At 38.5% G+C, this 26,170-nt stretch carries 21 protein-coding genes, 2 tRNA genes and 1 pseudogene; 14 read left to right on the top strand and 10 right to left on the bottom strand.

The annotated features are described in order from the left end of the window. Positions 1 to 193 precede the first annotated feature (193 nt). Positions 194 to 454: a helix-turn-helix domain-containing protein gene (locus tag OQX64_RS12805; protein ID WP_265819063.1), complete on the top strand. Its 261-nt coding sequence runs from the start codon at positions 194 to 196 to the stop codon at positions 452 to 454. 1,051 nt (positions 455 to 1,505) lie between these two features. Here the strand turns inward: OQX64_RS12805 and OQX64_RS12800 are convergent. From OQX64_RS12800 to OQX64_RS12785, 4 genes are all read right to left on the bottom strand, one after another. Continuing rightward, a tRNA-Asp gene (locus OQX64_RS12800) sits at positions 1,506 to 1,579 on the bottom strand. 163 nt (positions 1,580 to 1,742) lie between these two features. Beyond that, positions 1,743 to 1,827, bottom strand: a tRNA-Ser gene (locus OQX64_RS12795). A gap of 390 nt (positions 1,828 to 2,217) precedes the next feature. Beyond that, positions 2,218 to 3,648 carry a pyruvate kinase gene (gene pyk / locus OQX64_RS12790; RefSeq protein WP_088299560.1) on the bottom strand — a complete coding sequence of 477 codons (1,431 nt, stop codon included), beginning with the start codon at positions 3,646 to 3,648 and terminating at the stop codon, positions 2,218 to 2,220. Positions 3,649 to 3,798: 150 nt separating this feature from the next. After that, positions 3,799 to 4,218 carry an IPExxxVDY family protein gene (locus OQX64_RS12785; RefSeq protein WP_088299559.1) on the bottom strand — a complete coding sequence of 140 codons (420 nt, stop codon included), beginning with the start codon at positions 4,216 to 4,218 and terminating at the stop codon, positions 3,799 to 3,801. Between the two features lie 157 nt (positions 4,219 to 4,375). On the opposite strand from OQX64_RS12785, the gene OQX64_RS12780 reads away from it, so the two are divergent. From OQX64_RS12780 to rnc, 3 genes are all read left to right on the top strand, one after another. After that, positions 4,376 to 4,612, top strand: a complete 237-nt coding sequence (locus OQX64_RS12780; protein ID WP_008508386.1) for an acyl carrier protein — start codon at positions 4,376 to 4,378, stop codon at positions 4,610 to 4,612. Between the two features lie 21 nt (positions 4,613 to 4,633). Next, complete coding sequence (fabF, locus tag OQX64_RS12775) at positions 4,634 to 5,887, top strand: beta-ketoacyl-ACP synthase II (protein ID WP_088299558.1); 1,254 nt, start codon at positions 4,634 to 4,636, stop codon at positions 5,885 to 5,887. Positions 5,888 to 5,981: 94 nt separating this feature from the next. After that, a complete protein-coding gene (rnc, locus tag OQX64_RS12770; protein WP_088299557.1) occupies positions 5,982 to 6,710 on the top strand; it encodes a ribonuclease III in 729 nt (242 codons plus the stop codon). Here the strand turns inward: rnc and OQX64_RS12765 are convergent, their stop codons facing one another. Beyond that, on the bottom strand, positions 6,711 to 7,433 hold the full coding sequence (locus OQX64_RS12765; protein WP_140418618.1) for a hypothetical protein: 723 nt from the start codon (positions 7,431 to 7,433) through the stop codon (positions 6,711 to 6,713). A gap of 373 nt (positions 7,434 to 7,806) precedes the next feature. On the opposite strand from OQX64_RS12765, the gene OQX64_RS12760 reads away from it, so the two are divergent. The 4 genes and pseudogenes from OQX64_RS12760 to nadD all read left to right on the top strand — a co-directional run bounded on the left by OQX64_RS12760 (position 7,807) and on the right by nadD (position 10,293). Continuing rightward, entirely contained in the window at positions 7,807 to 8,670 is an 864-nt protein-coding gene (locus OQX64_RS12760; RefSeq protein ID WP_265819062.1) for a YicC/YloC family endoribonuclease, read from the top strand. A 58-nt stretch (positions 8,671 to 8,728) separates the two neighbouring features. Beyond that, entirely contained in the window at positions 8,729 to 9,295 is a 567-nt protein-coding gene (gmk, locus tag OQX64_RS12755) for a guanylate kinase (RefSeq protein ID WP_088299554.1), read from the top strand. A 128-nt stretch (positions 9,296 to 9,423) separates the two neighbouring features. Beyond that, positions 9,424 to 9,558, top strand: a pseudogene (locus OQX64_RS22565) (four helix bundle protein); the annotation flags it as partial. Positions 9,559 to 9,699: 141 nt separating this feature from the next. After that, the gene (gene nadD / locus OQX64_RS12750; RefSeq protein ID WP_265819061.1) at positions 9,700 to 10,293 is read left to right on the top strand and encodes a nicotinate (nicotinamide) nucleotide adenylyltransferase; all 594 of its coding nucleotides are present in this window, start codon (positions 9,700 to 9,702) and stop codon (positions 10,291 to 10,293) included. A 72-nt stretch (positions 10,294 to 10,365) separates the two neighbouring features. On the opposite strand, the gene OQX64_RS12745 is transcribed toward nadD, so the two are convergent. From OQX64_RS12745 to dapF, 4 genes are all read right to left on the bottom strand, one after another. Further along, positions 10,366 to 11,766: an efflux transporter outer membrane subunit gene (locus OQX64_RS12745; RefSeq protein ID WP_088299552.1), complete on the bottom strand. Its 1,401-nt coding sequence runs from the start codon at positions 11,764 to 11,766 to the stop codon at positions 10,366 to 10,368. Positions 11,767 to 11,780: 14 nt separating this feature from the next. Further along, positions 11,781 to 14,963 carry an efflux RND transporter permease subunit gene (locus OQX64_RS12740; protein WP_088299551.1) on the bottom strand — a complete coding sequence of 1,061 codons (3,183 nt, stop codon included), beginning with the start codon at positions 14,961 to 14,963 and terminating at the stop codon, positions 11,781 to 11,783. Between the two features lie 52 nt (positions 14,964 to 15,015). Beyond that, positions 15,016 to 16,311, bottom strand: a complete 1,296-nt coding sequence (locus OQX64_RS12735; protein WP_253248934.1) for an efflux RND transporter periplasmic adaptor subunit — start codon at positions 16,309 to 16,311, stop codon at positions 15,016 to 15,018. Between the two features lie 317 nt (positions 16,312 to 16,628). After that, positions 16,629 to 17,420 (bottom strand): diaminopimelate epimerase, encoded by a 792-nt coding sequence (gene dapF, locus OQX64_RS12730; RefSeq protein ID WP_265819060.1) that lies wholly within the window; start codon positions 17,418 to 17,420, stop codon positions 16,629 to 16,631. Positions 17,421 to 17,817: 397 nt separating this feature from the next. Here dapF and OQX64_RS12725 point away from each other — a divergent pair, with 397 nt between their 5' ends. Next, a complete protein-coding gene (locus OQX64_RS12725) occupies positions 17,818 to 19,368 on the top strand; it encodes a trypsin-like peptidase domain-containing protein (protein ID WP_265819059.1) in 1,551 nt (516 codons plus the stop codon). A gap of 113 nt (positions 19,369 to 19,481) precedes the next feature. On the opposite strand, the gene OQX64_RS12720 is transcribed toward OQX64_RS12725, so the two are convergent. Beyond that, entirely contained in the window at positions 19,482 to 20,771 is a 1,290-nt protein-coding gene (locus OQX64_RS12720) for an aminopeptidase P family protein (protein WP_265819058.1), read from the bottom strand. A 171-nt stretch (positions 20,772 to 20,942) separates the two neighbouring features. On the opposite strand from OQX64_RS12720, the gene OQX64_RS12715 reads away from it, so the two are divergent. From OQX64_RS12715 to recG, 5 genes are all read left to right on the top strand, one after another. Further along, the gene (locus tag OQX64_RS12715; protein ID WP_088299547.1) at positions 20,943 to 22,292 is read left to right on the top strand and encodes an OmpA family protein; all 1,350 of its coding nucleotides are present in this window, start codon (positions 20,943 to 20,945) and stop codon (positions 22,290 to 22,292) included. Between the two features lie 100 nt (positions 22,293 to 22,392). Continuing rightward, positions 22,393 to 22,530: a DUF6728 family protein gene (locus OQX64_RS22450; protein WP_308424134.1), complete on the top strand. Its 138-nt coding sequence runs from the start codon at positions 22,393 to 22,395 to the stop codon at positions 22,528 to 22,530. 9 nt (positions 22,531 to 22,539) lie between these two features. Next, positions 22,540 to 22,920, top strand: coding sequence for a RidA family protein (locus tag OQX64_RS12710; protein WP_088299546.1), 381 nt, complete (start codon positions 22,540 to 22,542; stop codon positions 22,918 to 22,920). Further along, positions 22,921 to 23,823, top strand: a complete 903-nt coding sequence (locus OQX64_RS12705; protein WP_265819057.1) for an EamA family transporter — start codon at positions 22,921 to 22,923, stop codon at positions 23,821 to 23,823. 5 nt (positions 23,824 to 23,828) lie between these two features. After that, on the top strand, positions 23,829 to 25,934 hold the full coding sequence (gene recG / locus OQX64_RS12700; protein ID WP_265819056.1) for an ATP-dependent DNA helicase RecG: 2,106 nt from the start codon (positions 23,829 to 23,831) through the stop codon (positions 25,932 to 25,934). Positions 25,935 to 26,170: the final 236 nt, after the last annotated feature.

Raw genomic sequence — 26,170 nt, 5'->3', positions numbered from 1 at the left:
TTTAGTTCTAACCAATCCATTACCATGCAATTCTGTATGGTAGCGAAAAACTCTTGCCCTTATCTTTCTTTGTGCCAGATCAAATACTACCAAAAGCACTGTGTTACTTTTTAGCCTTCTAAGGTAGAAGGGACACATGACATTAGGAATGGGTAAAATAATTTTATGGTAAACTTAAATCAAGGAAAGAAAGATGAATGTAGAACTAATCACCAAGGAAGACCTGAGAAACCTTAAGACCGAATTGCTGAGCGAGATAAAACAGCTTATAAAACCTGGAGAGTCAGAAAACAGGCAGTGGCTCAAGAGTGCTGATGTGCGAAAGCTCCTCAATATTTCACCAGGCACCCTGCAGCACCTTCGCGTAAACGGAACACTGAGGTATACTAAGATTGGCGGTATGATGTATTATAAGATGGAGGATATAACCACGCTGCTTGAGGGAAATCCATGATTAGCGAAGAAACCACAACAAAGAAAGGTTTCAGCGTTTCGAAGATCGTACGATTGGAATCGGACAGCAGATTGTTATCTACCCACATCAGTATCCTAACCGCAATATTTATATGCTGGCAACATAAACAGTTTCGGGAGCCATTTTCAGTTACAAGGAGAAAACTGATGGCCTTCTCAAAGGTAGCCTCAATTGCCACTTATCATAAATGCATGCGGGAACTGATTGCTTTTGGATATATCACCTACCAGCCCTCTATTTAGTAAAAAACAAATTAGTGTACTCCCAGCGTTAAACATTGAAACTATAGTAAAGTTAGCAAAATACTTCCAATGTCCATTCGACTGACTTTAAAGCATTTTAAGACTCTATTATGTCTTCTGTACTATTGAGTTATATCAGTATTGAAAATAAATCCTAACTCTTTTAAGGACTTAAAAGGAGAGGTCTTTTATGATTACATCTATATATATCTGGGTCTGCAACTGCTTTGGATGTGATTCTGTGTTTTCACGAAGCAAAAGGGGTGTTATTTGCAACTTTGGATTTTGGATTATACTGCTTTAAGTTCCAGTGGACAGAAGGTTCTAAATAAAAAAGCCTGGTTGGGCTGGATAGTTTGAAGCGAAACGGAGTGGATACTTTCACTTAATACACGAATAAGTGAATTGCATCTCGTCTTTTACTTCATAACCTTAAAGAATTGAATTATGAAAAAAAGAAAAGCAACAAAAATCCAAAACGTAAACCACGGCAATTCGGACGAAGCAAAGCGCCGGCACAAATACCCGAGCTCAGCGATGCAGAAATAGCATTTTTTGAATTGATCGCAAAAATACTTGTGAGAATATCATTCGAAGAATTTTATAAGAACAGGTAGTTCAATGATGGGAAGGAGTGAACAGGACTCGAACCAAAAACAAACACAGTAAACACTGAAACAGGTAGTTACGTATTTTTTGAGATTTACCTGATGAAAGAACAATTGAGATAAAAAAAAGAACAACCTGCTAAAAATCAATGATTTAGCAGGTTGTATTTTGTCTTCTTGCGGAATGGACGGGACTCGAACCCGCGACCTCCTGCGTGACAGGCAGGCATTCTAACCAGCTGAACTACCACTCCGTTTTGGCATTTATTTCCCTATCGGGGATGCAAACATAGAAACTATATCTCGTTTATCCGCATAACTAACCGTTTTTTTAGTTATATTTCTATAACTCCCTGATTGTTATTACAAATAGTTTCAAAAGAACAAAAGGCCAGATTAAAACTGACCGTTTTTATGCGGAGAGGGCGGGATTCGAACCCGCGGTACCTTGCAGTACACACGCTTTCCAAGCGTGCTCGATCGACCACTCTGACACCTCTCCGTGTCTGTCGGACTGCAAAAGTAATTTTTTTATTCATATCTCCACAAAAATTAATGACAATAAATTCGATCTGATGAACTTATTCTTCTCTAAAGCGATGTTTGTTTAATTGCTTAATTTTTTGGAAAGCTAAAGCCGTATAAATAGTATCGGACATATTATAAACTTATTCCTATATAGAGCATTATAAAAGCTTAACTGTTTTGACGGATTTTAGACGGACTTAAGTCGGGGTTTCGTCGGACTTATGACAATCATATCCGACCAAAGTCCGGCTTAAGTCCCTCTTATAGCTGTAGATAAGGATAAGCAATTCGCAGGATATGTAGAGGATGGGCATAAAAAAAGGTGCTTCATTTAAATGAAGCACCCTGCAGTAAATTAGTTATACTAATCTATAACGGTAATTTTTAACATATTCGTTTTACCTTTTGCATCGATCGGAATCGCAGCCGTATTGATAATGATATCACCCTGTTTAACCAGTTTCTTGCTTTTTAAGAATTCGTTAACCTCAATGATGGTATTATCTGTACTTTCCCATTTATCATAGTAAAAACCTCTAACTCCCCAAAGTAAGCTAACTGCATTTAATAAAGATCTGTTACTGGTGAAAATGAAGGTTAAAGCTTCGGGTCTGTGACTTGAAATTTCAAATGCAGTATAACCGCTTAAAGTCATGGATACAATACCAACGGCATTGGTTTGTTTAGCTAAGAAACAAGCTGAGTCACAAATCGCGTCACTTAAGAAAGATGGAGATTTTGGTTTTAAGAATTTATCCGGATTAAAAGGATAATTGTTTTGTTCAATGTTTTGAATAATTTTCTGCATGGTTTCGATGACGATCAATGGAAATTCTCCAACCGAAGTTTCACCACTTAACATTACCGCATCAGCACCATCCAAAACAGAGTTAGCCACATCATTTACTTCCGCACGGGTAGGGCGGGGAGTCGTAATCATGCTTTCCAACATTTGAGTTGCCACAATTACAGGTTTAGATGCTGCTCTACATTTAGCCACAATCATTTTCTGTAACAATGGCACTTCTTCCATCGGACATTCAACACCCAGGTCGCCACGGGCAACCATAATTCCATCGGTCACTGCAATAATCTCATCAATGTTTGCAATGGCTTCCGGTTTCTCTATTTTAGCAATTACACGCGCGGTTTTACCACGTTCAGCAATGATCTTTTTAAGCTCAATAATATCTTCCGCTTTACGCACAAAAGATAAACCAATCCATTCTACATCATTTTGAAGAACAAATTCAAGGTTTTCCCTGTCTTCTGGTGTTAAAGATGGAATAGAAACTTTTGTATTTGGAAGGTTTACGCCTTTTCTTGAAGTCAGAATACCACCGTGAACAATTTCGCAAACCACTTCATCCTTCAAGTTGGTTGAAATCACTTTCATTTGGAGCTTTCCATCATCTAAAAGGATGATTTCGCCAGCCTGTACATCCTGAGGAAAGTTTTGGTAGGTAATGTAAATTCTTTCTTCATTACCAATACATTCATTAGTTGTAATAACAGTTGTTTTGCCATTAACCAGGTTAATGCCGCCTTCTTTTACTAAACCAATACGGATTTTTGGTCCCTGTAAATCGGCAAGGATTCCTACATTATAGTCATATTTTTTGTTCAGATCTTTGATGGTATCTAAAACAGCCTGGTGATCTGCCTGAGATCCGTGTGAAAAGTTTAAACGGCAAACATCTAAACCTGCGTTAAACATACTATATAATACGTCTGGTTTTGCCGATGCAGGGCCAAGCGTGGCAACAATTTTGGTTCTCGAATGAAAAGGTTTCATTTAATTAATTGATTTTAACAATGCAGTTAATTGTAGCGCTAATTATTATCAAAAATAATTAAACTGCATTAAGTTTTATATATTTTGTTCTTTGTTTCGTCGTTTATAACCCTCAAATATAGTGTATTTAATACACCAAGTATATAATTTTTATATTACCAAATTCTCCTTACTCTTTAATTTGGTTGGATCTATCTTTGCAGCGACCTGAATATCAGGTAGTTTATTGAGGCCGTTTATTAAATAATTCAAATCTTCCTGATCAATAAATTCTTTGATGATGATAAAAAAATCTACATTTCCCATTTCCGGAACCAGCAATCCGTCGCTGCTTCGGTTGCTGATCAGGTAATATTCTATCTCGCCCTGCTCGACAAAAAAGTAATATTTAGAGAAACACCAGGCAGGTTCATCAATGTTAAAAAATATTTCATGGTCTTCGATTTTTTCGAATTGGGTGTTTAACCGCGTATTAATTTTGTGGCACAATACATAGTCTTTAAGCGGTGCGGTAATCGCAATGAGTATGAAATCAAGGTCTAAGGTTAATTTCAGGTAAGTTCTGTTCAAGTCGAAATAAATTATTTACAGAACGAAATTAAAAAACTAATTCTATATTCGCTTGTTATTTCAGAGCCAAATTAGGGTAGAGAAATAAAAACATTTGAAAATTGTAAGAATTTATTTTTCTTTGCACAGAATTATTTAACCATTAAATTATAAAATTATGTCTGATATTGCTTCAAGAGTTAAGGCTATTATCGTAGAAAAACTAGGTGTTGACGAAAGCGAAGTTACGCCAGAGGCTTCATTCACCAACGATTTGGGTGCAGATTCTTTAGATACCGTAGAATTGATTATGGAATTTGAAAAAGAATTTAATGTAGCTATTCCTGATGATCAGGCTGAAACCATCGGTACAGTTGGTCAAGCAATTGCTTATTTGGAAAAAAACGTTAAATAGAATTACGCTTTTTCAGTATAAATGGAATTAAAAAGAGTAGTAGTAACAGGGTTGGGTGCGCTCACTCCTATAGGCAATAATATTCCCGAGTTTTGGGAAGGATTGACTAACGGGGTGAGTGGCGCTGCTCCTATTAAGGGTTTTGATACTGAGAAGTTCAAAACCAAATTCGCATGTGAGGTAAAAAACTTTAATCCGGAAGATTTTCTGGAAAAAAAGGAAGCCCGCAAGCTTGATCCGTTTGTACAATATGCGCTGGTAGCTACAGATGAGGCTGTGAAGGACGGAGGTTTTGATTTTGAAAAATTAGATACCAACCGAATCGGCGTAATCTGGGGTGCAGGCATTGGTGGATTGAAAACTTTCCTGGATGAAATTTCCAACTTCGCTAAAGGAGATGGAACACCGAGATATAATCCATTTTTTATCCCTAAAATGATTGTAGATATCGCTCCAGGGCATATCTCTATTAAATATGGTCTGCGTGGGCCAAATTTTGCAACCGTTTCTGCCTGTGCTTCTTCAACCAACGCCATGATTGATGCCTTCAACTATATCCGCCTGGGTATGGCCGATGTGATTATCAGTGGTGGTTCAGAAGCCATTATTAATGAGGCAGGAATGGGTGGCTTCAATGCCATGCATGCATTATCTACACGTAATGATGATCCGGCAACGGCATCCCGTCCTTTTGATAAGGATCGCGATGGTTTTGTTGCTGGTGAAGGTGCAGGAACCATTATCCTGGAAGAACTTGAACACGCTAAAGCCAGAGGTGCAAAAATTTATGCTGAACTGGTAGGCGGTGGAATGAGTGCTGATGCAAATCACATCACCGCACCACATCCTGAAGGTTTAGGTGCCAGAATGGTAATGACAAATGCGCTTAAAGATGCCGGTTTAACTACAGCAGATATTGATTATATTAATGTGCATGGCACTTCTACACCATTGGGTGATATTAGTGAAACCAAGGCCATTGGTACTTTATTCGGCGAAGATGCTTACCGGTTAAATATCAGCTCTACAAAATCAATGACAGGCCACCTTTTAGGCGCGGCTGGTGCTGTAGAGGCAATTGCTGCAATTCTGGCTGTGAAAAATGATATTGTTCCCCCAACAATCAATCACTTTACAGATGATCCTGCTTTTGATCCGAAATTAAATTTTACTTTCAACAAAGCGCAAAAACGTGAAGTGAGGGCCGCGTTAAGTAATACTTTTGGTTTCGGAGGACATAACGCTTCCGTAATTTTCAAGAAATACGAAGAATAATTAAAACAGCATTGTTATATAATTTTGTATGCTAAGTAAAAATAGATAACTTAGTTAAATATGCTCATTAGCCGTTAATTGTGTTATTTATTTAATGCCGATATTAAAATTATATAAACTTTATCTTTCTCCAGAAAAGGAGTTTGTTAAAAAGCTGCGAAATATTTTAGGCTTTGTACCGGGCAATGTAACGCTTTATAAAATGGCGTTCAGGCATCGTTCTGTTGCGAAAGTTTTAAAGAATGGGAGCAGAAGCAGTAATGAGCGTCTTGAATTTCTGGGGGATGCCGTACTGGGATCGGTGATTGCCGAATTGCTTTTTAAGCACTATCCTTATAAGGAAGAAGGTTTTCTGACTGAAATGCGGTCGAAAATTGTAAACAGGGCAAATCTTAACCAGCTGGCCAAGAAAATAGGCTTTGATAAACTCATTCAGTTTGACCAAAGATCGGTAAGTATTCAAACCAAACATAACTCTATGCTTGGTGATGCCTTTGAAGCAATTGTAGGTGCCATTTATATGGATAAGGGCTATAATTTTACAAAGGAATTTTTGCTGCGTAGAATTGTTAAACCACATATCGATATCCATACCTTAGAACTTACCGAAACGAATTTCAAAAGTAAACTCATCGAATGGTGCCAGCGCCATGGTAAAGATGTCATGTTTGAACTGGTTCAGAATGGGGAAGGTGAAAGTGCAAAGCTATTCACCATCAGCGCCTTGGTTGAAGGTGAAAAATTTGGAACAGGTAGGGATTACAATAAGAAAAACGCTGAAAAATTAGCCGCAGAAAAAGCCTGCGAAGCCTTATCAATCTAATTAAGGTTTTAAATCATTTGCTTTTACCGGGTTTTCTTTAAATTTCTTTGCAGATTCCTTAATGTATTTAATGTAATCGTACACGTTCCAGTGTTGCGCTTTTTCATAATCGGGACGATAATTCAGCATAAAGGTTTCGAGGTCTTTTCCCCTTAAATCGGTATTGTTTTGAATGATGGTACCATTAAAATATTGGTCAATCTGCGTCTGCTTTAATTCATTATCTGCATAACGGTTAAACCTTCGCGCATTTTTTGGATCTTTACCAATTAAGTTATACAATCCATTTAAAGGATTAAAAACAGCTGATAAAACTGATGATTTACCACCGTTATAAACGCCTTTATTTCTAAAGTCACGCTTGAGGTCTTCTAAATCTTGTTTCTTGGTGCTTCCAACAATCGTCACTTCTTCAAGCATAGTGCTGTTTCTTACCAAATAGATGAGAATATCCTGAGTGCCCTTCACCACAATCTGCTGGTCAATAAGATTTCGTTTGGTAATTAACAATGTATCACCAATATTTGCCCTGATCTGAAAAAAACCAAGGTCATTGCTGCCAACGCCCAATTGGGTTCGCTGGTTGGTAATTTCGGCCAGTGCTACACGTAAATTAGTTCCCTTTTCAAAAACTACACCCTTAATGATCAGTTCTTGTGCTTTCAGTATATTCCCGGTAAAAAGGAACAATAATAGAAATAAGAATAATTTTAAAATTTTCATTAAGGTTAATTTATTATGTTTAATGTATCGGTATAAAACAATTGGTTTTGCAGTGGCATGATACATTATGGGTATGTTGTGTTATTTTCGGCTGCTGTAAAACATATTTCCTTTATTCTTCTGGTTTAACAGCTAATCAGTTATCTTGTTTGTTATAATCACTCAAGCAGTGCATTTTATAAATTACAATGATGATTTAAAAAACAGATTGTAAAATTAGCATTTATTAACCTTTTTAGTTGTTAAATAAAGTTAAGATAAGGTCAGGATATGCTTTGAAACATCATATTTGATGTAATTTGTAAATGGTAAACCTAAAAGGCAGTCTGCAAACTGTAAACTAATTTTTCTATCTTTGCGCATGATAAAATCCATGACAGGATACGGCCTGGCAACAGCCGATTATGCGAATGCAAAGTATAGTGTCGAAATCAAATCGCTTAACAGTAAATTTCTTGAGCTCAATTTAAAATATCCAAAAGCTTTTTCTGATAAGGAATTGATTTTACGTAATGTTTGCAGTAAAGATATTGAGCGCGGAAAAGTTAGCCTCAGCATTAATATAGAGCGCACAGGCGGAGAAGTAACCGGTGCTACCATCAATACCACTTTGCTTAGTCATTACTATAACCAGCTGGTGGCTGTCAATCATGAACTCAATGCCGGGAGTAGCAATTTACTTCAGACGGCATTAACTTTTCCGGAAGTCGTCAGCTATAAGGAAGAAAGCGTAAGTGAAGATGAGTGGAATCATTTATATCAGATATTTACCACTGCCCTGGCTAATTTTAATAGATTCAGAATAGATGAAGGCGCTGTTTTAAAAGCAGATCTTGAACTCCGGATTAAAAATATCTTAGGGTACTTCAAATCTGTTGAAGAATTAGAACCTAAAAGGATTACGGCCATCCGTGATAAGTTTGCACAATTTCTGGATGATGCAGTAGGTAAGGTCAATATCGATCAGAACCGTTTTGAGCAGGAATTGATTTATTACATCGATAAAATTGATATTACAGAAGAAAAAACCAGGTTAAAAAGTCACTGTGATTATTTTCTTCAAACATTGGGCAGTAAAGAGGCCAACGGTAAAAAGCTGGGTTTTATCTCTCAGGAAATTGGAAGAGAAATTAATACCATGGGTGCTAAAGCCAATGATGCACAAATGCAACAATTTGTAGTGGGCATGAAAGAAGAATTAGAAAAGATAAAAGAACAATTACTGAACGTGTTGTAGCGTTAGGCGGAAAGCGCCAATCGCTTAACGCCTAATGCCAATCGCAAAACTTTTAAAAATGCAAGGCAAATTAATCATATTTTCGGCACCGTCGGGAGCTGGCAAAACTACAATTGTACACCACCTCCTCAAAAAGTTTCCTGAGCTAAGCTTTTCCATTTCTGCCACCACCAGAGAACTCAGAGGCGATGAAACGCATGAAAATGACTATTACTTTATCACGAAAGAAGAGTTTTTACATAAAGTTGCCCACCAGGAATTTGTAGAGTTTGAAGAAGTTTACAACGGCACATTCTATGGTACCTTGCGTTCGGAAATTGAACGTATCTGGGAAAATAATCAGCATGTTATTTTTGATATCGATGTAGAAGGCGGCATTCGTTTAAAACGAAAATATGAAGAAGATGCTTTGGCTATTTTTGTTCAGCCACCATCTTTAGAGGTGTTAAAAGAGCGCTTAAGTGGTAGAGGAACAGATAGTCCGGAAAAACTTCAGGAACGCTTTATCAAAGCAGAAAAGGAATTGCTTTACGCAGATAAGTTTGATGTGATCCTAAAAAACTTTGATTTGGCAACAGCTTGCGCTGAGGCTGAAAGATTGGTGCAGGAGTTTCTGAATCATTAGCAGTTAGCAATTTGTAGCTTTCAGTTTTGAACGTAAATAGCTAACTGTATATTATTCTGATAAGATAATTTAAGCTATAAATATATGGGTGATTTCTATAACTTACTGGTTTATAAAAATCGTTTGAATTATCTATGTTTATATTTGAGTTGAGCACATCTTATGCCCGAGATGAAATGTACTCTCTTACCAATCAAATCAGGAGAGCTTCAAGGTCAACAAATATTTGTTTAGTTGAAGCCCTGCAGAAAGCGAAGGTATAAAGCACATTTTATTCGTAAAATTCTGATCGTGATATGGAAAATAGGGAGACAAAAGGCTGGCTAAATTATTAAATCATATGATGAATCATCCTGAGAAATACGGATCTATCTAAAATTGCATATTAAACTGTTAACTGAAAAATGTCAACTGAAAACCGTCAACTGAAAACAGGTCTTTTCTTTGGCTCTTACAACCCTATCCATACCGGGCATTTAGTTATTGCCAACTATATGGCCAATCATACCGAACTTGATGAGGTGTGGTTAGTGGTTTCACCTCACAATCCGCTAAAAGAAAAAAGTGGCCTAGCCAACATGTACGATCGGCTAGAGATGGCCAATCTGGCTACCGAGAATTCGGAAAATATTCGCGTAAGCGATATTGAGTTTACGCTTCCTAAACCATCCTATACTATTGATACATTGACTTATCTTCACGAAAGGTTTCCATCAAAAGATTTTGCTTTGATCATGGGAGCAGATAACCTGGTCTCTTTCAAAAAATGGAAAAACTATGAGGTGCTTTTGAAGAATTATCAGATTTATGTTTATCCGCGACCCGGCGCTGATATCAGTGAATGGAAAGATCATCCGTCCATCATGTTTACAGATACGCCGCTAATGGAAATCTCTTCCACATTTATTCGTAAATCTATCAAAGAAAAGAAAAACGTACAGTTTTTTCTCCCGGATAAGGTGATCAGTTTCATCGATAGCAAAGGAATGTATCAGTAAAATAATTAAAATAAATGCAAAAAGCATCCTGATTTTCAGGATGCTTTTTGCGTAACTAAATATTAAAATAAGTTATTTCCACCCGCCGCCTAAAGCACGGTACAAATTTACAACTGACTGTAGCTTTTGTAGTCTGTCATTAATTCCACTCAATTGAGCAGTTAATAAACTTTGCTCTGAAGTCAATACATCAGTATAATTCGTGGCTGAACTATAACGTAATAGTTCTTTTGTAAAATCTACGGCCTTAGTTAAGGAAGCAATTTGCTTGGCTCTTGTTGCTTCTTTTTCTTCTGCAGTCTGATAGGCATACAATGCATTTGAAACCTCTTGTCCGCCGGTTAAAAGGGCTTGTTGAAAGGTGTAAAATGCAATTTGCTGATTTGCCTGTGCAGTAGTTAAACGGGCTTTATTTGCCCCTTTGGCAAAGATGGGTTGTGTTAAACCACCAACCAGGTTGTAGAAAATGGAATTATCAAAGAAGTTACTCAACTGTAAACTGGTTAAGCCACCTGCCGCAGTTAAGGTTAAGGCAGGGTAGAAGTATGTTTTGGCAACATTGGTATTCTCAAATGCGGCTCTGAAACCAAATTCAGCGGCAATAACATCAGGCCGGTTTTGCAACAACTGAGCGGAAACTCCGGTTTGTAAATTTGAAAATGCAACTTGTTGGTCTAATGTTGTACGGTTTACTGTTCCGGGTGCCTGCGCCAGCGCAATGTTTAATGCATTTTCTGCTTCTTTGATGCTGCGCTTCAAATCTGGTAAGGTTACCTGGGCGGCATATAGATTGGCCTCACTTTGTACCACAGCCGCACCATTTACAACTGCACCTTCTTTCAGTGCTTTCATGGTTTCTACATCCTGTGCCCTGATTTTGATGGTTTGTTCGGTAATGGCCAATTGTTTATCTAAAGCCAGTAAAGTGTAATAACTGTTCGCAATGGTAGCAATTAGCTGTGTTTGAACAGCTCTTTTTGCAGCATCACTTTGTAGTAAAGTGGCGAATGCTGATCGCTTGGCACTACTTAGTTTCCCCCAAATATCTGCTTCCCAGGCTGTACTTAACTGTGCCCTGTAGGTTTGTGTTTCTAAATTGATGTTAATCCCGGCTGGAAAATTCAATGCAGCAGCGGCTTGTTTAGCATCAGTAACCGAAACATCAGCCTGTAAGCTTGGCAGAAATGCGGCACGGCTTTGTCTTAATGTTGCTTCTGAAATTCTAATGCGCTCGATAGCTTGTTTTAAATCTAAATTTTGATTTATTCCTTGCTGAATCAAAGATTGCAAAGTGGTATCAGAGAACAATGTCTTCCACGGCAAATCTGCCATTGTGGTGGTATCAGTTGTATTTTGATCCCGGTATAATCCTTCACTTTTAACCTGAGGCCGCTCATATTTTTTAGTCACACAAGCGCTTAAGGTTAAGATGGTGAAGCCGATTAAAATGGAATACTTATATCTAAGTTTCATATTTTTCTTAAAAATTAATGTTTGTTTTGACTGGTCGCCAATTCGTATTCTTCTGGTGTTTGCTCCTTTTCAATTCCTTCTTCAAAGGGAGATTTATCGCTGATTCGTTCCTGTAAGCTTTGGAAAACAATAAATAATGCCGGGATGACAAATACGCCGAATAATGTTCCGATCAGCATACCGCCTACCGCGCCGGTACCGATTGATTTGTTACCGGATGCACCAACGCCTGAAGAAAGCATCAATGGTAATAAACCCAGGATAAATGCAAAAGAGGTCATCAAAATCGGGCGTAAACGGGCGGTAGCACCATCTATAGCCGCATTAACAATACTCATGCCTTTTTTCCGTCTATCCACTGCATACTCCACAATCAGAATGGCGTTCTTGGCTAATAAACCAACCAGCATGATGAGGGTGATTTGTGTATAGATGTTATTATCTACACCGAAAATCTTATCAAAAATAAATACACCAGCTAAACCGATAGGAAGAGAAATTAGTACCGCTAAAGGTAAAATATAACTTTCATATTGGGCCGCCAACAGGAAGTAAACGAAGATAATACAAAGTAAGAAGATAAATACCGTCTGGCTTCCACCACTAATTTCCTCGCGTGACAGACCTGAAAATTCATATCCATAGCCAGCAGGTAATGTTTGCGCTGCAACTTCCTGTACTGCTTTTAAGGCATCTCCGGAACTAAAACCAGCATTTGGATTACCCGTAACTGAAATCGAAGTGAATAAGTTGAAACGTGAAATGGCTTGTGGGCCATATACCTTAGTTAGCGTAATAAATTCAGATACTGGCGCCATTTGTCCGCTTCCATTACGGACGAAGATTCGGGTCAAGGTTTGCTCATTGGAACGATACTGCGCATCTGCCTGATACATTACCCTGAATTGTTTACCAAACTTATTAAAGTTAGAGGCATAAACCCCTCCGTAATAACCTTGCATCACACCCAGAACATCGGCAACGGTTAAGCCGGCTTGTTTCACTTTTGCCACATTTACATCAATTTGATATTGAGGAAAATTAGGGTTGAATGACGTTGAAGCATATTGAACTTCTGGTCTTTTACTTAAAGCTGCCAGGAATCCATTACCAATATCATTGAATTTTTTGATGTCTCCACCGGTTTTATCCTGCAGCTGGAATTCAAAACCACCACTTGTTCCGAAACCTTGAATGGTTGGCGGGGCAAAGAAGATAATTTTTGCACCTTTAATATTCGCAGTTTTGGCAAATAGCTCGCCAATAATCACTTTTACATCGCGGCCTTTACGTTCATCCCATGGAGATAATCTGGAAATTACCATACCATAAGAACTACCAGAACCACTGATCATACTCCGGCCAACAACCCTTAATGTATTTTTGATTTCAGGAATTCCATGTGCAATGCTGTCAATTTTTGCAATTACAACATTGGTTTCCTCCTGCGATGTACCTGCAGGTAGAGAGATATCAGACATGATCGTTCCCAAATCTTCATTCGGTACGAAACCTTTTGGTGTGGTATTCATGGTCCAAACCAAAATTCCTGTAAATAATAAAATACCTAAACCTACAATCCATTTTTTATGGGAAAGGAAGCTAACAGATTTTTTATACTTATTGGTTACGGCATCAAATGAAGTGTTAAATGCGGCATAAAAACGCTCTAAAAAGTTTTTCTTTTTTCCGTGGTCATCCGCATGGGGTTTTAAAAACAACGCACATAACGCCGGACTTAAGGTTAATGCATTGATTGCAGATAAGATAATTGAGATCGCAAGTGTTAAACCGAACTGTTTATAAAATACACCTGAAGATCCCTGGATAAAACTTACCGGGATAAATACCGCGGCCATAACTAAAGTGATCGAAATAATCGCACCACTGATGTCGTCCATCGCATCTATGGTTGCTTTTTTGGCATCGGTATAACCCTCATCCAGTTTAGCATGCACCGCTTCCACTACCACAATCGCATCATCCACCACAATACCAATGGCGAGTACGAGGGCAAATAAGGTTAATAAGTTAATCGTAAAACCGAATAGACTTAAGAAAAAGAAGGTACCAATAATTGCTACCGGAACACTGATTGCCGGTATTAAGGTTGAACGGAAATCCTGTAAGAAAATAAATACAACCAGGAATACGAGGATAAATGCTTCGATTAAAGTATGAATAACCTTTTCGATTGATGCATCTAAGAAGTCATTAACGTTTACCAGTGTTGAATAATGAACGCCTTTTGGAAAAGATTTTTGGGCTTCATCCAGCGTTTTAATAGAGTTTTCGATTACTTCTTTTGCATTTGAACCTGCCGTTTGATTAATGGCGATACCCAACGCTGGCTTACCATTAAAATTCACCGCACTGGCATAGCTTTGTGCACCCAACTCAATTCGGGCAATATCTTTTAACCGAAGGATTTGTCCGTTAGCTGCTGTTTTGATAATGATGTTACCAAACTGTGCTTCATCTTTTAACCTACCGGTATATTTTAAGGTATATTGAAATGCCTGATCGCCCTGCTCTCCAAACTGACCTGGAGCAGCCTCCACGTTCTGATCTGCAAGGGCCGTATTCACGTCACTTGGCACTAAACCATAAGTAGCCATCACATCAGGCTTTAACCAAAGGCGCATGGTATAATCAAGTGTTCCGAAGGCACTTGCATCACCTACACCATTAATACGTTTAATTTGCGGGATGATATTGATGTTGGCATAATTTTGCAAGAATTTTTGATCATAAGATGGGTCATCACTATAAAGACCAAAGATCAATACGTTACTGGCCTGTCTTTTGGCCGTAATTACACCAGATTTTGTAACCTCTGCAGGTAGTAAACTGGTGGCGCGCGCCACCCTGTTTTGAACGTTTACTGCAGCCAGATCGGGGTTGGTTCCCAGTTTAAAGTTGATGGTTATGGCTGCTGTTCCATCATTACTTGCGGTCGAAGTCATGTAAGTCATGTCTTCCACACCATTGATTTGTTCTTCCAGCGGCACAACCACGCTGTTCATCACCACGTCGGCATTTGCGCCCTGATATGACGTGGAAACCTGCACCGTTGGTGGCGCAATTTCGGGATATTGTGAAACCGGTAGGGTAGCTAAACCTAAAACACCGAGAATAACGATGATAATGGATATAACCGTTGATAAAACCGGCCTTTCTATGAATTTCTTAAACATAATTAATATTGATTACACTGATGATCGTGTGATTGCACTGATGATATTACTATTACTTAATCTCCGCGTAAACTGAATCGGCACTTGTTTCCTGTGGTTTAATTTTAACGCCGTCTTTTAACGATTGGAAACCTTCCAGTACGATTTTATCGCCGGCCTTTAGTCCTTTGGTTACCACATAAAATTTATCTTTCGCTAAATCCATGATCTGAATTTCGGTGCTGACAATTTTAGCTGAATCGCCTAAAACATACACGAATTTTTTACCCTGCAAATCAATAGTTGATTTCTGAGGAACTAAAATGGCATTTTCTACTTTCTGAGGAATCCTTACCGATGCACTTCCACCGGATTTTAATAAAGCGATCGGGTTGGGGAAAGTTGCTCTTAAGCTGGCCGAACCTGTATTGGTATTAATCTGACTATTAATGGATTCAATTTTACCATTTTGAGCGTAAACCGTTCCATCAGCCAATACCAGGCTTACTGCCGGGATATTCGCCATTTGTTGGGCCAGGGTATTTCCCTTATAAGTTTTAGAGAAATCTAATAGCTGTTTCTCATTTAAAGAAAAGTAGGCATACACTTTGGATGTGTTGGCAATGGTTGTCAAGGGTTCTGTGCTGGAGCTGCTTACTAAGCTTCCATTTCTAAATGGAATGCTACCTACGATCCCATTAACAGGACTGGTAATGGATGTATAGCCTAAGTTTACCTGTGCGTTTGCTAAGGTAGCTCTTGCCTGTGCTAAAGCTGCTTTTCTGCTTTGAAGTGTCAGTTGAGCAGCATCTAGGTCATATTTACTGATGATATCTTTTTCGACCAGCGGTTTAGTTTTGTTCACCTGCAATTGAGCGGCATGTACATCCGCTTCTGCACTGCTGATGGCAGCTCTCGCTGTTCTAACTTCCTGTTCATATTGTGGTGCCATGATCGTAAAAAGCAACTGTCCCTTTTTAACCACAGCGCCTTCATCAACCAATATTTTATCAATAAAACCATCAACCTTAGGGCGGATATCAATATTCTGAATGCCTTCGATTGTTGCGGGGTAATCAGAGTTTAATTCTGTAGTTTGCGATTTAACGGCAAAAACAGGATAGGCCTGAGGGCCGGCCGCTGCAGCCGCAGCTGCTTTTTTGGCATCATCATTATTTCCGCAGGATGCCAAAAGCATTCCCATGCTCAAACTGAAGAAGAGAGTTGTTCCTTTTCTCATGGAGTATTCGTGTGTGTGTTTAATATTAAATTTCCGGGTTGAAGCTTTGTCAAAATATAGATTTTGAATTTGCAACTGATGCCCAAAAATAGCGCCTAAAAAAGAATAAATCTGTCCAATTTCTGTCATTTAATCAATCGATTGATTTATTTTTGAGGCTAAATCTGTTTCTGATTGGCCTAAATCGCTGTCAGAAGCCTGTTTAAGTCATTATTTGAACTTAAATAAATGCTGTGTAATTATGTTGAGACAGATGTTAAATAGTGTATATTTTATGATTTCTCAGCGAATCATGTAGCTGAATTGGCCACCAATATACACTACAATAGTGTATATTGTACACACTTATTTATTCATGTAATAATTTGATTATTTATGGTCAATCCGGTAAAAGAATAAGGTACTGATCTGACCACCTCAGCAACATCAGTTTAAAAGTAATTAATTTATATTGATTGATCTGTTTCTCCTTCAAAAACCAATTTTGCCGGACCACATAAAAATACGTTCGTAAATTTTTGTCCATCATAATCGAAGTCGATTTTAATATCTCCACCTAAAACTTTAATGTTGGTTTCAATATGTCCGCGCTGATTTTTATGTTTGGCCATAGCCATGGCTACGGCAGTTACACCAGTGCCACAGGCATACGTTTCATCTTCTACGCCACGCTCATAAGTACGAACAAACAAATAATTGCCAAAATCTTCTACAAAATTTATATTGATGCCCTTCTCGCTATAAATTTCATTGTAGCGAATATTTCTACCTTCATTAAATACATCGAAATTTTTTAGATCTTCCTGTATTTTCACAAAATGTGGGGATCCGGTATTCAAAACATAGGCATCACCATCACGCGTGATCATCTCTACATCAATCATTTGAAGATCAATCCACGCGCCGCTTTCTGAAATTCTGGCATAATGCGGACCATCCACTGCCAAAAAGTTAGTTTCCTTACTGATGATCCCCAGGTGTTTAGCAAAAGCAACAATACATCTTCCGCCATTGCCACACATACTTCCCAATTGGCCATCCGCATTGAAGTAGTGCATTTCAAAATCATAATCTTCGTGCTTTGTTATAAACATTAACCCATCTGCCCCAATACCAAATCTGCGGTGGCAAAGCTGTTTAATCAGGTCGTTATCAATATTTTTTAAAGGACTGTCCGTATGGTTAATTAAAATAAAATCGTTTCCGGCACCCTGATATTTAAAGAAATTAATTTTCATTGGATCTTCATTTTTTAATGCAATATTTGAGTTGCAGATACTAAAAGTAATCTGGTGTAAATCATTTTAACATTTTTTAACACCGATGTCAATGCTTTAGTGATGCAAATATCGTTGATATGGTATTAAATTTGAATAAACTTACAAAAGAAAATTTAGGCAGATAAATAACTGCTGGAGCGTTCTGCTTAAACAAAGAAAATACAGCGCTCTTGTCAAACATTTAAGCACAAGTGGTTATAGGTAAACCAAACAATTTGCCGGCAATGGAACTTATAATCAGTTGTGAGGAGTAAGAAACAATATACACACTCATGAAACCATTAAAAGCTTTTGGATAGGATTCAGAAGGCGGCTTTTAATAGCTTCATGGCCATTAAAAACAATATATAAACACATGAAAAAAATATTAGGCATTACCGTGTTAGCTGCTTTTATAGGTGGGGCAGCAGCAATTGGAGGTTATAAGCTATTTGAGCGTAACCAAACCGGAAATACGATTTCAGAAAAACAGAATCTATATTTTGCAAACAACCCGCTTAAGGTTACTTCGGCCGGTGCTACTGATTTTACGCAGGCTGCCGCAGCGGTTGCTCCGGGTGTGGTTCACATTAAGACTACTTATTCAGCCTCCGGCAAAAGTGAGGGAAGTTCTTCGCCATTTGATATGATGGAAGATTTCTTTGGCGGTGGTGGCCGTCAGATGCAGCGTCAACCCAGAGCCGCTTCAGGATCAGGTGTAATTATCAGTCAGGACGGTTACATCGTTACGAACAATCACGTGGTTGAAAATGCAGAGAAAGTGGAGGTGGTTTTAACCGATCGGCGTAAAGTTGAGGCAAAGGTGATTGGTCGCGATCCGAATACAGATTTAGCATTAATCAAGGTAAACGCTACTGGTTTACCTGTTGTTAAAATGGGTAATTCTGATAATGTTCAGGTGGGTGAGTGGGTTTTGGCCGTTGGTTTCCCACTGGATTTACAGACTACAGTAACAGCCGGTATTGTAAGTGCAAAAAACCGTAGTATTGGTATCATAGGAAGAGAACAACAGGGAAACGAGATTACTGAAGAAGAATACAGGGAATATCAGCGTACAGGTAAAAGGCCAGAACGTCCGGCAAACACCAGTATTGAGTCCTTTATTCAAACTGATGCAGCCATTAATCCGGGTAACAGTGGAGGGGCATTGGTGAATACTAATGGTGAACTGGTAGGTATCAATTCTGCAATTGCCTCTCAAAGTGGTTACAACCAGGGTTATGGTTTTGCTATTCCGGTTAACCTGGCACGTAAAATTGTAGATGATTTTATGAAGTATGGTTCGGTTAAACGGGGTTATATAGGTGTAAACTTCGTTCCGCTTAGCGGTGATGATAAACCAGAAGGTATCAAAACGAGCGAAGTTAGCGGCCTATATGTAAACGATGTGGTAGCAAAAGGTGCTGCAGAGGCTGCTGGTTTAAAACCTGGTGATGTAATTAAAAAGGTTGATGGTATTGTAATCAATGATTCTCCTGATTTACAGGAAAGGGTTGGTCGTCTGAATCCGGGTGATAAAGTTAAATTAACGGTATTGAGAGATGGTTCACTAAAAGACTATACGGTAACCTTAAAAGGGGAGTCGAGTATAAACCCTAATGCCAATACTGCTGCAACAAAATCTGTAGAGATATCAAAACTGGGCGCAACGTTTGCACCTGCAACTCCGGCTCAGAAATCCAAACTGGGCATTAATAGCGGGGTAGTTGTTACTTCGGTTACTACGGGAAAAGCATTTGATAACATTGGTGTAGAGAAAGGCTTAATCATTACTAAAGTAAACGGACAAGCTGTAAACAGCGTGACCGATGTTCAGAAAGCCTTGCCTCAAACCAGAAATGGAATGGTTTACATGTCGGGTGTAACCGGTCAGAGTACATTTAACTTTAGCTTTCCGGCACAGTAGTTAGAACTTAATTAGCATAAAAAAAAGATCCTGATTCGCGTCAGGATCTTTTTTTTGCTTTTTAATTTTTAATCTCGTTGGACAGCTTCATGAGTCATATTGGATATACCAGCTTAACTGTTCATGATATCTTCAATTTCTTCCGCTTCCAGCGGGATGTCAGCCATTAAGTCAATATTGCCATTTGCTGTTATTAAGATGTTATTTTCCAGACGAATGCCTAATCCTTCTTCAGGAATATAGATTCCGGGTTCAACAGTTAAAATGTTTCCTTCAGCAAATGGGGTGTATCTGCCAGCAAAATCATGAACATCTATACCCAGGTGATGAGAGGTGCCATGCATAAAATATTTTTTGTAGGCCGGGTAAGCGGGATTTTGATTTTTAACATCACCGGCAGAGATTAATTTTAAATTAATTAATTGTTCTGTCATCAGTTCGCCCACTTCTTCATGATAGGTATTCCATACGGTGCCGGCAGTTAATAAGTTGGTAGCTGCTTTCATCACCTGTAATACCGCATTGTAAACTTCTTTCTGCCGCGCTGTGAAACGTCCGCTAACCGGAATTGACCGGCTCATATCTGCGTTATAGTTGGCGTACTCCGCACCAAAATCAAAAAGAATGACATCGCCTGCATTGCAGGTTTGGTTATTATCATTATAGTGCAGGATGTTGGCATTATGTCCCGATGCAATAATAGGCGTATAGGCATGTCCTGTTGCTCCCTGGCGAATAAATTCATGAATGATTTCTGCTTCTATTTCATATTCTTTTACGCCGGGCTTCGTAAACTTTAATACTTTAATAAAGGCATCCCTTGTTATGGCACAGGCCTTTTTAGTCAGTTCAATTTCCACATCAGATTTAACGGCTCGTAAATGACGCATAATCGGTGCAGATCGTTCGTAGCGATGTAAAGGATATTTAGAACGCATTTGATCAATAAACCTCAGGTCACGATGTGGCACCGTATGGGCATAGCGATCATTTTCATTAGAATTAAGATAAATATGGTCTGCATAATGTACAATGCTGTGCAATATATTATCAAAATCTTCCAGCCAGTAAATATTGGTGATGCCCGATGCCGATTTAGCCTGTTCTTTGGTATATTTATAGCCTTCCCAAACTTTGATGTGATCGTTGGTCTGTCTTAAAAACAGGACTTCTCTATACAAAGGATTAGGACAATCAGGATAAATGAGTAGTATAGTTTGCTCCTGATCGATTCCTGATAAATAAAATAAGTCGGGATTTTGTTTAAAGATAAAGTTCTGATCGCCACTTCTGGGGAATTCATCATTGGCATTAAATATAGCTAATGAATTGTCTTTTAGTTGTTTGATGAAGTTTTTCCTGTTTAAAATGAAAAGCGACTGATCAATTTGTGGATATTTCATAAATGGTGCATTAAGAATTGTAAAGAGATCAAATGTAATAAAATCCCTATTTCTCCTGAAGTTTGGAACGGAGTTTGTGTAAATGTTTGAAAATTTAAAAATTTGTTTAATTTTGCGATTACAAAAAATTAATCAATTAAATTGTTTAACCCTTAAAAAAGAAAAAAGATTATGAATTATTCTACTTTAAAGAAAAGTGTTGCACTTTCTTTAGTGGCATTAACAGGAGTTGCTTCTCTTGCTGTCGCTCAGGATGCTCCTGCAACTACTTCTTCTACCAAGGTATTTGGTGGAAGAGGACAGTACAGAACTTGGTCAATTGGTGTTAACGCTGGTGTATTAGCTCCGGTTGTTGCCATTGGTGGTTCGAATGACTTTAACAAATGGGACGTTAACTTAGGTTATGGTTTAAATATCCGTAAACAATTAGGTCACTCTTTCGCATTAGAATTAGCTGGTGTACGTGGTAAAGTTTCTGGTTCAAATGATGCAACTGCAGGTCCAGTAGCTTCAACTGCTAGTGATTTTGAAACTCAGTTACAATATGCTGTTGATTTACGTGGTGTAGTTAACTTAGGTTCTATCGATTTCTTACGTCGTGAGAATTCAGTAGGTTTCTTCTTAACAGCTGGTGCTGGTTATTTAGCTTATGCTCCAAAAGTAACTACAGGTGGTCAAACTATTGACTGGAAAGGTAATGCTATCGGTCCAGTAGGTGACAGACACGAAGCCAAAGACTATGTAAAAGGTTTCTACATTCCAGTTGGTGCTGGTGTTAAATTCAAAGTTTCTGAGCGTGTTAACTTTAACTTAGGTTACACAATGAACTTTGTTGACGCTGATAACTTTGATGGAGTTTATGCAAAAGGTACTACTAAAGATAAATTCTCTTACGGTTATGCTGGTTTAGAGTTCTCTTTAGGTTCTTCTGCAAAACCAAGCTTAGAGTGGTCTAACCCATTAGCTACAATGTATGATGAATTAAAAGATCCAACTTTACGTCAAGAAGTTGAAGCATTGAAAAACCGTGTATCTAACGTAGAAAAATCTGTTGAAGATTTGAAAAAAGATACTGATGGTGATGGTGTTGCTGATCAATTCGACAAATGCCCAGGAACTCCTGCAGGTACTGCTGTTGATGGTTCAGGATGTCCACTTCCTAAATTCACTGCTGATTCAACTAACACTAACGTAACAGGTTTTGAAAAAATCGGTTTCGATTTTAACTCATCTGTATTAAAAACTGAATCTTATCCAACTTTAGATAAATTATCTTCAGTGTTACGTGAAAACGGTGGTAAAGTAACTGTAAACGGTTACGCTTCAAGCGAAGGTACTGCTGCATATAACATGAAGTTATCTAAAGACAGAGCAAATTCTGTTAAAACTTACTTAGTAAACTCTGGTGTTAACGCTAGTCAAGTTGCTACTAAAGGTTTAGGAGAAGCTAATCCAATTGCTTCTAACGATACTGAAGAAGGTCGTATCCAAAACCGTCGTGTTGAAACAGCTAGAAACTAGTCTTTCAATATAAAGTTTTAAAAAAAAGTCCCGATGCAAATCGGGACTTTTTTTGTGCCTTTTAGTTTTTGATGTTAGGCTTTTTAATTAAGTTTGTGTCATGTACTTCTTCCGGAAAAAAGATCCAAATCGACCTGATAATATTAACATCAGGATTATGCATTTTATTAATGCATTGGCCATTATCATCTTTCTTGCAGGGATCATCTACAAGCTTATACAATGGCTTGCTAAATAAATCTATTTTATGAAACAAATTATTACCACAACTAATGCGCCTGCACCAATCGGGCCATACAGCCAGGCCGTAAAAGCAGGAAACTTTCTCTTTGTTTCTGGCCAGGTTGCCATTAACCCTGAAAACGGTGAATTAAACATTGGAAATATGGAGGAGGAAACCCATCAGGTCATGCGGAATCTTAAAGCTGTTTTATTAGAAGCAGGATTAACTTTCGATCATGTTGTTAAATCAACCATCTTCTTAAGTGATATGGGTACCTTTGCACAGGTGAACGAAATTTATGGTCAATATTTTACAGCAGATTTTCCTGCGCGTGAAACGGTACAGGTATCGGTATTGCCTAAAAATGTAAATGTAGAAATCTCAGTCATTGCCATCGCAGGATAATTGGAAAAAGGCAAAAGCAGATTTTTTATAGCAGGTATTGTTCCTTATATCATATGGGGAACAATGTCTATTCCACTTCGCAACCTGAAAGCATTTCCTCCGCAGGAAATCTTATACTACAGGATATTTGTATCTGTCATTGTAGTATGGGCAAGTATTTTACTTTTTAGACGAGAAAACCTGCAAAAAGATTACTTGCATTTCAAAGCGCTGCCATCTGCTAAAAAACGCAGATTATTACTCTTGACCGTTCTTTCTGCTGTACTCATTACCGGTAATTGGTTTACTTATATTTATGCAGTAAACAGCGTAAGCTTAAAGGCAGCCGCATTTGCCTATATGGTTTGCCCGCTTATTACAGCACTTTGTGGATTTATCCTGCTAAAGGAGCAACTCAGCAGAATTAAGGTAATTGCACTGGGAGTTGCGCTGATCAGCATCATCCTGCTGGCAACAGGCTCTGTTCATGAAGTTTTATGGGCCATATTAATTGCCTCATTTTATGTCTTTTATATTATCCTGCTGAAAGTGATTAAGGATGTAGATAAGTTTAATTTATTAGGCATCCAGCTGATCTTATCAGGTCTGATCATTTTACCGCTATATTTCACAAGTTCAGCTCCCTTTCCGGTTGCAACATCTTTTTGGTTACATATCTTTCTTATTGCAATCGTATTTACCATTATCCCGCTGTTTTTGAATGCCTATGCACTTGTTGGGATGCCATCGTCTGCACTTGGTATTTTAATCTATCTTAATCCCATCGTTGCGTTTGCTGTGGCATTTGCTTATTTTAAAGAAGATATTGATGTTCACCAGCTCTTTGCCTATTTGCTTTTACTCTTATCGATTGTTATTTTTAATGCACATTTGTTAAAGGGCATGATGGCTAAAAAAGTATAAAAGTTTTGTCGAATCCGATTTTAGATACACCTGTTGAGTTTATAAAAGGCGTAGGGCCTGGTCGGGCGGATGTTTTGAAAAAAGACCTGGGTCTGTTTACTTTTCGGGACATGCTGTCGCACTATCCTTTTCGCTACATTGACCGTACCAAGTATTTTAAAATCAATCAGCTTAGCCCCGACTCATCCTATATTCAGATTATTGGTCGGGTGATTCATAAAAAGGTAATTGGTGATAAACGGGCCAAACGGATTGTGGCAGCCTTTAAAGATGAAACCGGGATTATGGAACTGGTTTGGTTTCAGAGTTTAAAATGGGTAGATGAAAATATTATAGTGGGTACAGCTTATGTTGCTTTCGGCAAGCCAACTCTCTTCAATGGAACATTCAGCATTTCGCATCCCGAAATGGAGCTGTATCAGCATAAACCTGCCGGAAGAGGCAATCTGACTTTACAACCCGTTTATCACTCTACGGAAAAGCTCAAAAAATTCACACTTGACTCTAAAGGTATCCAAAGGCTGATTGCCGGACTGCTGGATCAGGTGATCCCTCAGGTTCAGGAAAACTTACCGGCATATATCATCGATAAATATCAACTGACTGATAAAAAAAGGGCATTGCTGAATATCCATTTCCCCAAAAACCAGCAGGAATTAAATGATGCGGAAAGGCGGTTAAAGTTTGAGGAATTATTTTTTATCCAGCTCCAGTTATTGCATAATAAGCAACTTCGGCAGTTGAAATTTAAGGGTGCCCGTTTTGATAAAGTTGGAGAAAAGGTAAACCGGTTTTATAAAGAGTTTTTGCCTTTTGAACTTACCAATGCGCAAAAAAGAGTAGTTAAAGAGATTCGCTTAGATACGCAAAGGGCCGTTCAGATGAACCGGCTTGTTCAGGGCGATGTGGGCAGCGGAAAAACCGCTGTTGCACTGATGAGCATGCTTCTGGCAAATGATAATGGTTATCAGGCCTGTATGATGGCGCCAACAGAAATCCTCGCCCGTCAGCATTATGCATCTGTTACCGAACTGGTAACAGATGATCTGGTTAAGGTGGCTATCCTCACCGGAAATACCAGAAAGAAAGAGCGAACCATTCTACATGAGCAGCTGGAAAATGGCGAAATTGATATCTTAATTGGTACACATGCTTTAATTGAAGACAAGGTTAAGTTTAGTAATTTAGGCTTAGTGGTGATTGATGAGCAGCATCGTTTCGGGGTAGAACAACGTGCTAAACTTTGGCGTAAGAATGTTATCCCACCACATATTTTAGTGATGACGGCTACGCCTATACCGCGTACGCTGGCCATGACCTTATACGGCGACCTGGATGTTTCGATTATTGACGAGCTTCCGGCGGGTAGAAAACCTATAGAAACAAGGCATTTGTTTGAAGGGCAGCGGCTCCGCATGTTTGGATTTATGAAGCAGGAGATTGCCAAGGGCCGGCAGGTATATATTGTTTACCCCCTGATTAAAGAAAGTGAAAAACTTGATTTGTTACATCTGGAAGCCGGGATCGAACAGTTAAGTTATCAGTTTCCGCGTCCGGATTACCAGATTAGCATTGTACACGGGCAAATGCCCAATGCCGACAAGCAATTTGAGATGCAGCAATTTATTGAGGGTAAAAGTCAGATCATGGTCGCTACTACAGTTATCGAAGTAGGCGTGAATGTACCAAATGCATCGGTTATGGTAATTGAAAATGCGGAGCGCTTCGGGCTTTCTCAGTTGCATCAGTTGCGTGGCCGTGTAGGACGCGGTGCGGAGCAATCTTTCTGTATTTTAATGAGTGGTAATAAACTCAGTAAAGAAGGTAAGGTCAGGTTGGAAACCATGGTGAGAACCAATAATGGTTTCGAAATTTCAGAAATTGATTTACAACTTCGGGGACCTGGTGATATTACCGGTACGCAGCAGAGTGGCGTACTCGATCTGAAACTGGCTGATCTGGCAACCGATCAAGTTATATTAGCCGAAGCCAGAAATACCGTAATCGAAATTTTTGAAGCTGATCCAAAACTGGAAAAGCCAGAAAATGCTATTCTGAAAACTCACCTGAATAAGTTGGAAAAGGGCATTTCTTTTGATAAGATTAGTTGATCAGTTATTAATACTTATCATCATTTCTTAAGGCTTTATACATAATTAAAAGTCTGTGTATGATTAGTTTGGCAGTTGAATGAAAGTATCTTTCAATCTCATTTTTTTCGCAAAATAGTTACGCTTACTTTTCCGATTTAATATATAATATGTTTACCTTGCGTTAAAACCAGATATGAACTATTAGTCGGGAATATGATACAGTTGCTTCGGTATGTATCAGTTTTTCTACCCAA

The sequence above is a fragment of the Pedobacter sp. GR22-10 genome, from assembly GCF_026239715.1.
GTDB lineage: Bacteria > Bacteroidota > Bacteroidia > Sphingobacteriales > Sphingobacteriaceae > Pedobacter.
The sequence above is the reverse complement of the archived record's forward strand: the minus strand, read 5'-3'. Positions and strand labels throughout refer to the sequence as shown.

Coding starts and splice junctions, on each gene's coding strand:
- OQX64_RS12805 (WP_265819063.1), top strand. CDS start 194: ATGAATGTAGAACTAATCACCAAGGAAGACCTGAGAAACCTTAAGACC.
- pyk (WP_088299560.1), bottom strand. CDS start 3,648: ATGAAACCTTTTCATTCGAGAACCAAAATTGTTGCCACGCTTGGCCCT.
- OQX64_RS12780 (WP_008508386.1), top strand. CDS start 4,376: ATGTCTGATATTGCTTCAAGAGTTAAGGCTATTATCGTAGAAAAACTA.
- fabF (WP_088299558.1), top strand. CDS start 4,634: ATGGAATTAAAAAGAGTAGTAGTAACAGGGTTGGGTGCGCTCACTCCT.
- rnc (WP_088299557.1), top strand. CDS start 5,982: ATGCCGATATTAAAATTATATAAACTTTATCTTTCTCCAGAAAAGGAG.
- OQX64_RS12765 (WP_140418618.1), bottom strand. CDS start 7,433: ATGAAAATTTTAAAATTATTCTTATTTCTATTATTGTTCCTTTTTACC.
- OQX64_RS12760 (WP_265819062.1), top strand. CDS start 7,807: ATGACAGGATACGGCCTGGCAACAGCCGATTATGCGAATGCAAAGTAT.
- gmk (WP_088299554.1), top strand. CDS start 8,729: ATGCAAGGCAAATTAATCATATTTTCGGCACCGTCGGGAGCTGGCAAA.
- nadD (WP_265819061.1), top strand. CDS start 9,700: ATGTCAACTGAAAACCGTCAACTGAAAACAGGTCTTTTCTTTGGCTCT.
- OQX64_RS12745 (WP_088299552.1), bottom strand. CDS start 11,766: ATGAAACTTAGATATAAGTATTCCATTTTAATCGGCTTCACCATCTTA.
- OQX64_RS12740 (WP_088299551.1), bottom strand. CDS start 14,963: ATGTTTAAGAAATTCATAGAAAGGCCGGTTTTATCAACGGTTATATCC.
- OQX64_RS12735 (WP_253248934.1), bottom strand. CDS start 16,311: ATGACAGAAATTGGACAGATTTATTCTTTTTTAGGCGCTATTTTTGGG.
- dapF (WP_265819060.1), bottom strand. CDS start 17,420: ATGAAAATTAATTTCTTTAAATATCAGGGTGCCGGAAACGATTTTATT.
- OQX64_RS12725 (WP_265819059.1), top strand. CDS start 17,818: ATGAAAAAAATATTAGGCATTACCGTGTTAGCTGCTTTTATAGGTGGG.
- OQX64_RS12720 (WP_265819058.1), bottom strand. CDS start 20,771: ATGAAATATCCACAAATTGATCAGTCGCTTTTCATTTTAAACAGGAAA.
- OQX64_RS12715 (WP_088299547.1), top strand. CDS start 20,943: ATGAATTATTCTACTTTAAAGAAAAGTGTTGCACTTTCTTTAGTGGCA.
- OQX64_RS22450 (WP_308424134.1), top strand. CDS start 22,393: ATGTACTTCTTCCGGAAAAAAGATCCAAATCGACCTGATAATATTAAC.
- OQX64_RS12710 (WP_088299546.1), top strand. CDS start 22,540: ATGAAACAAATTATTACCACAACTAATGCGCCTGCACCAATCGGGCCA.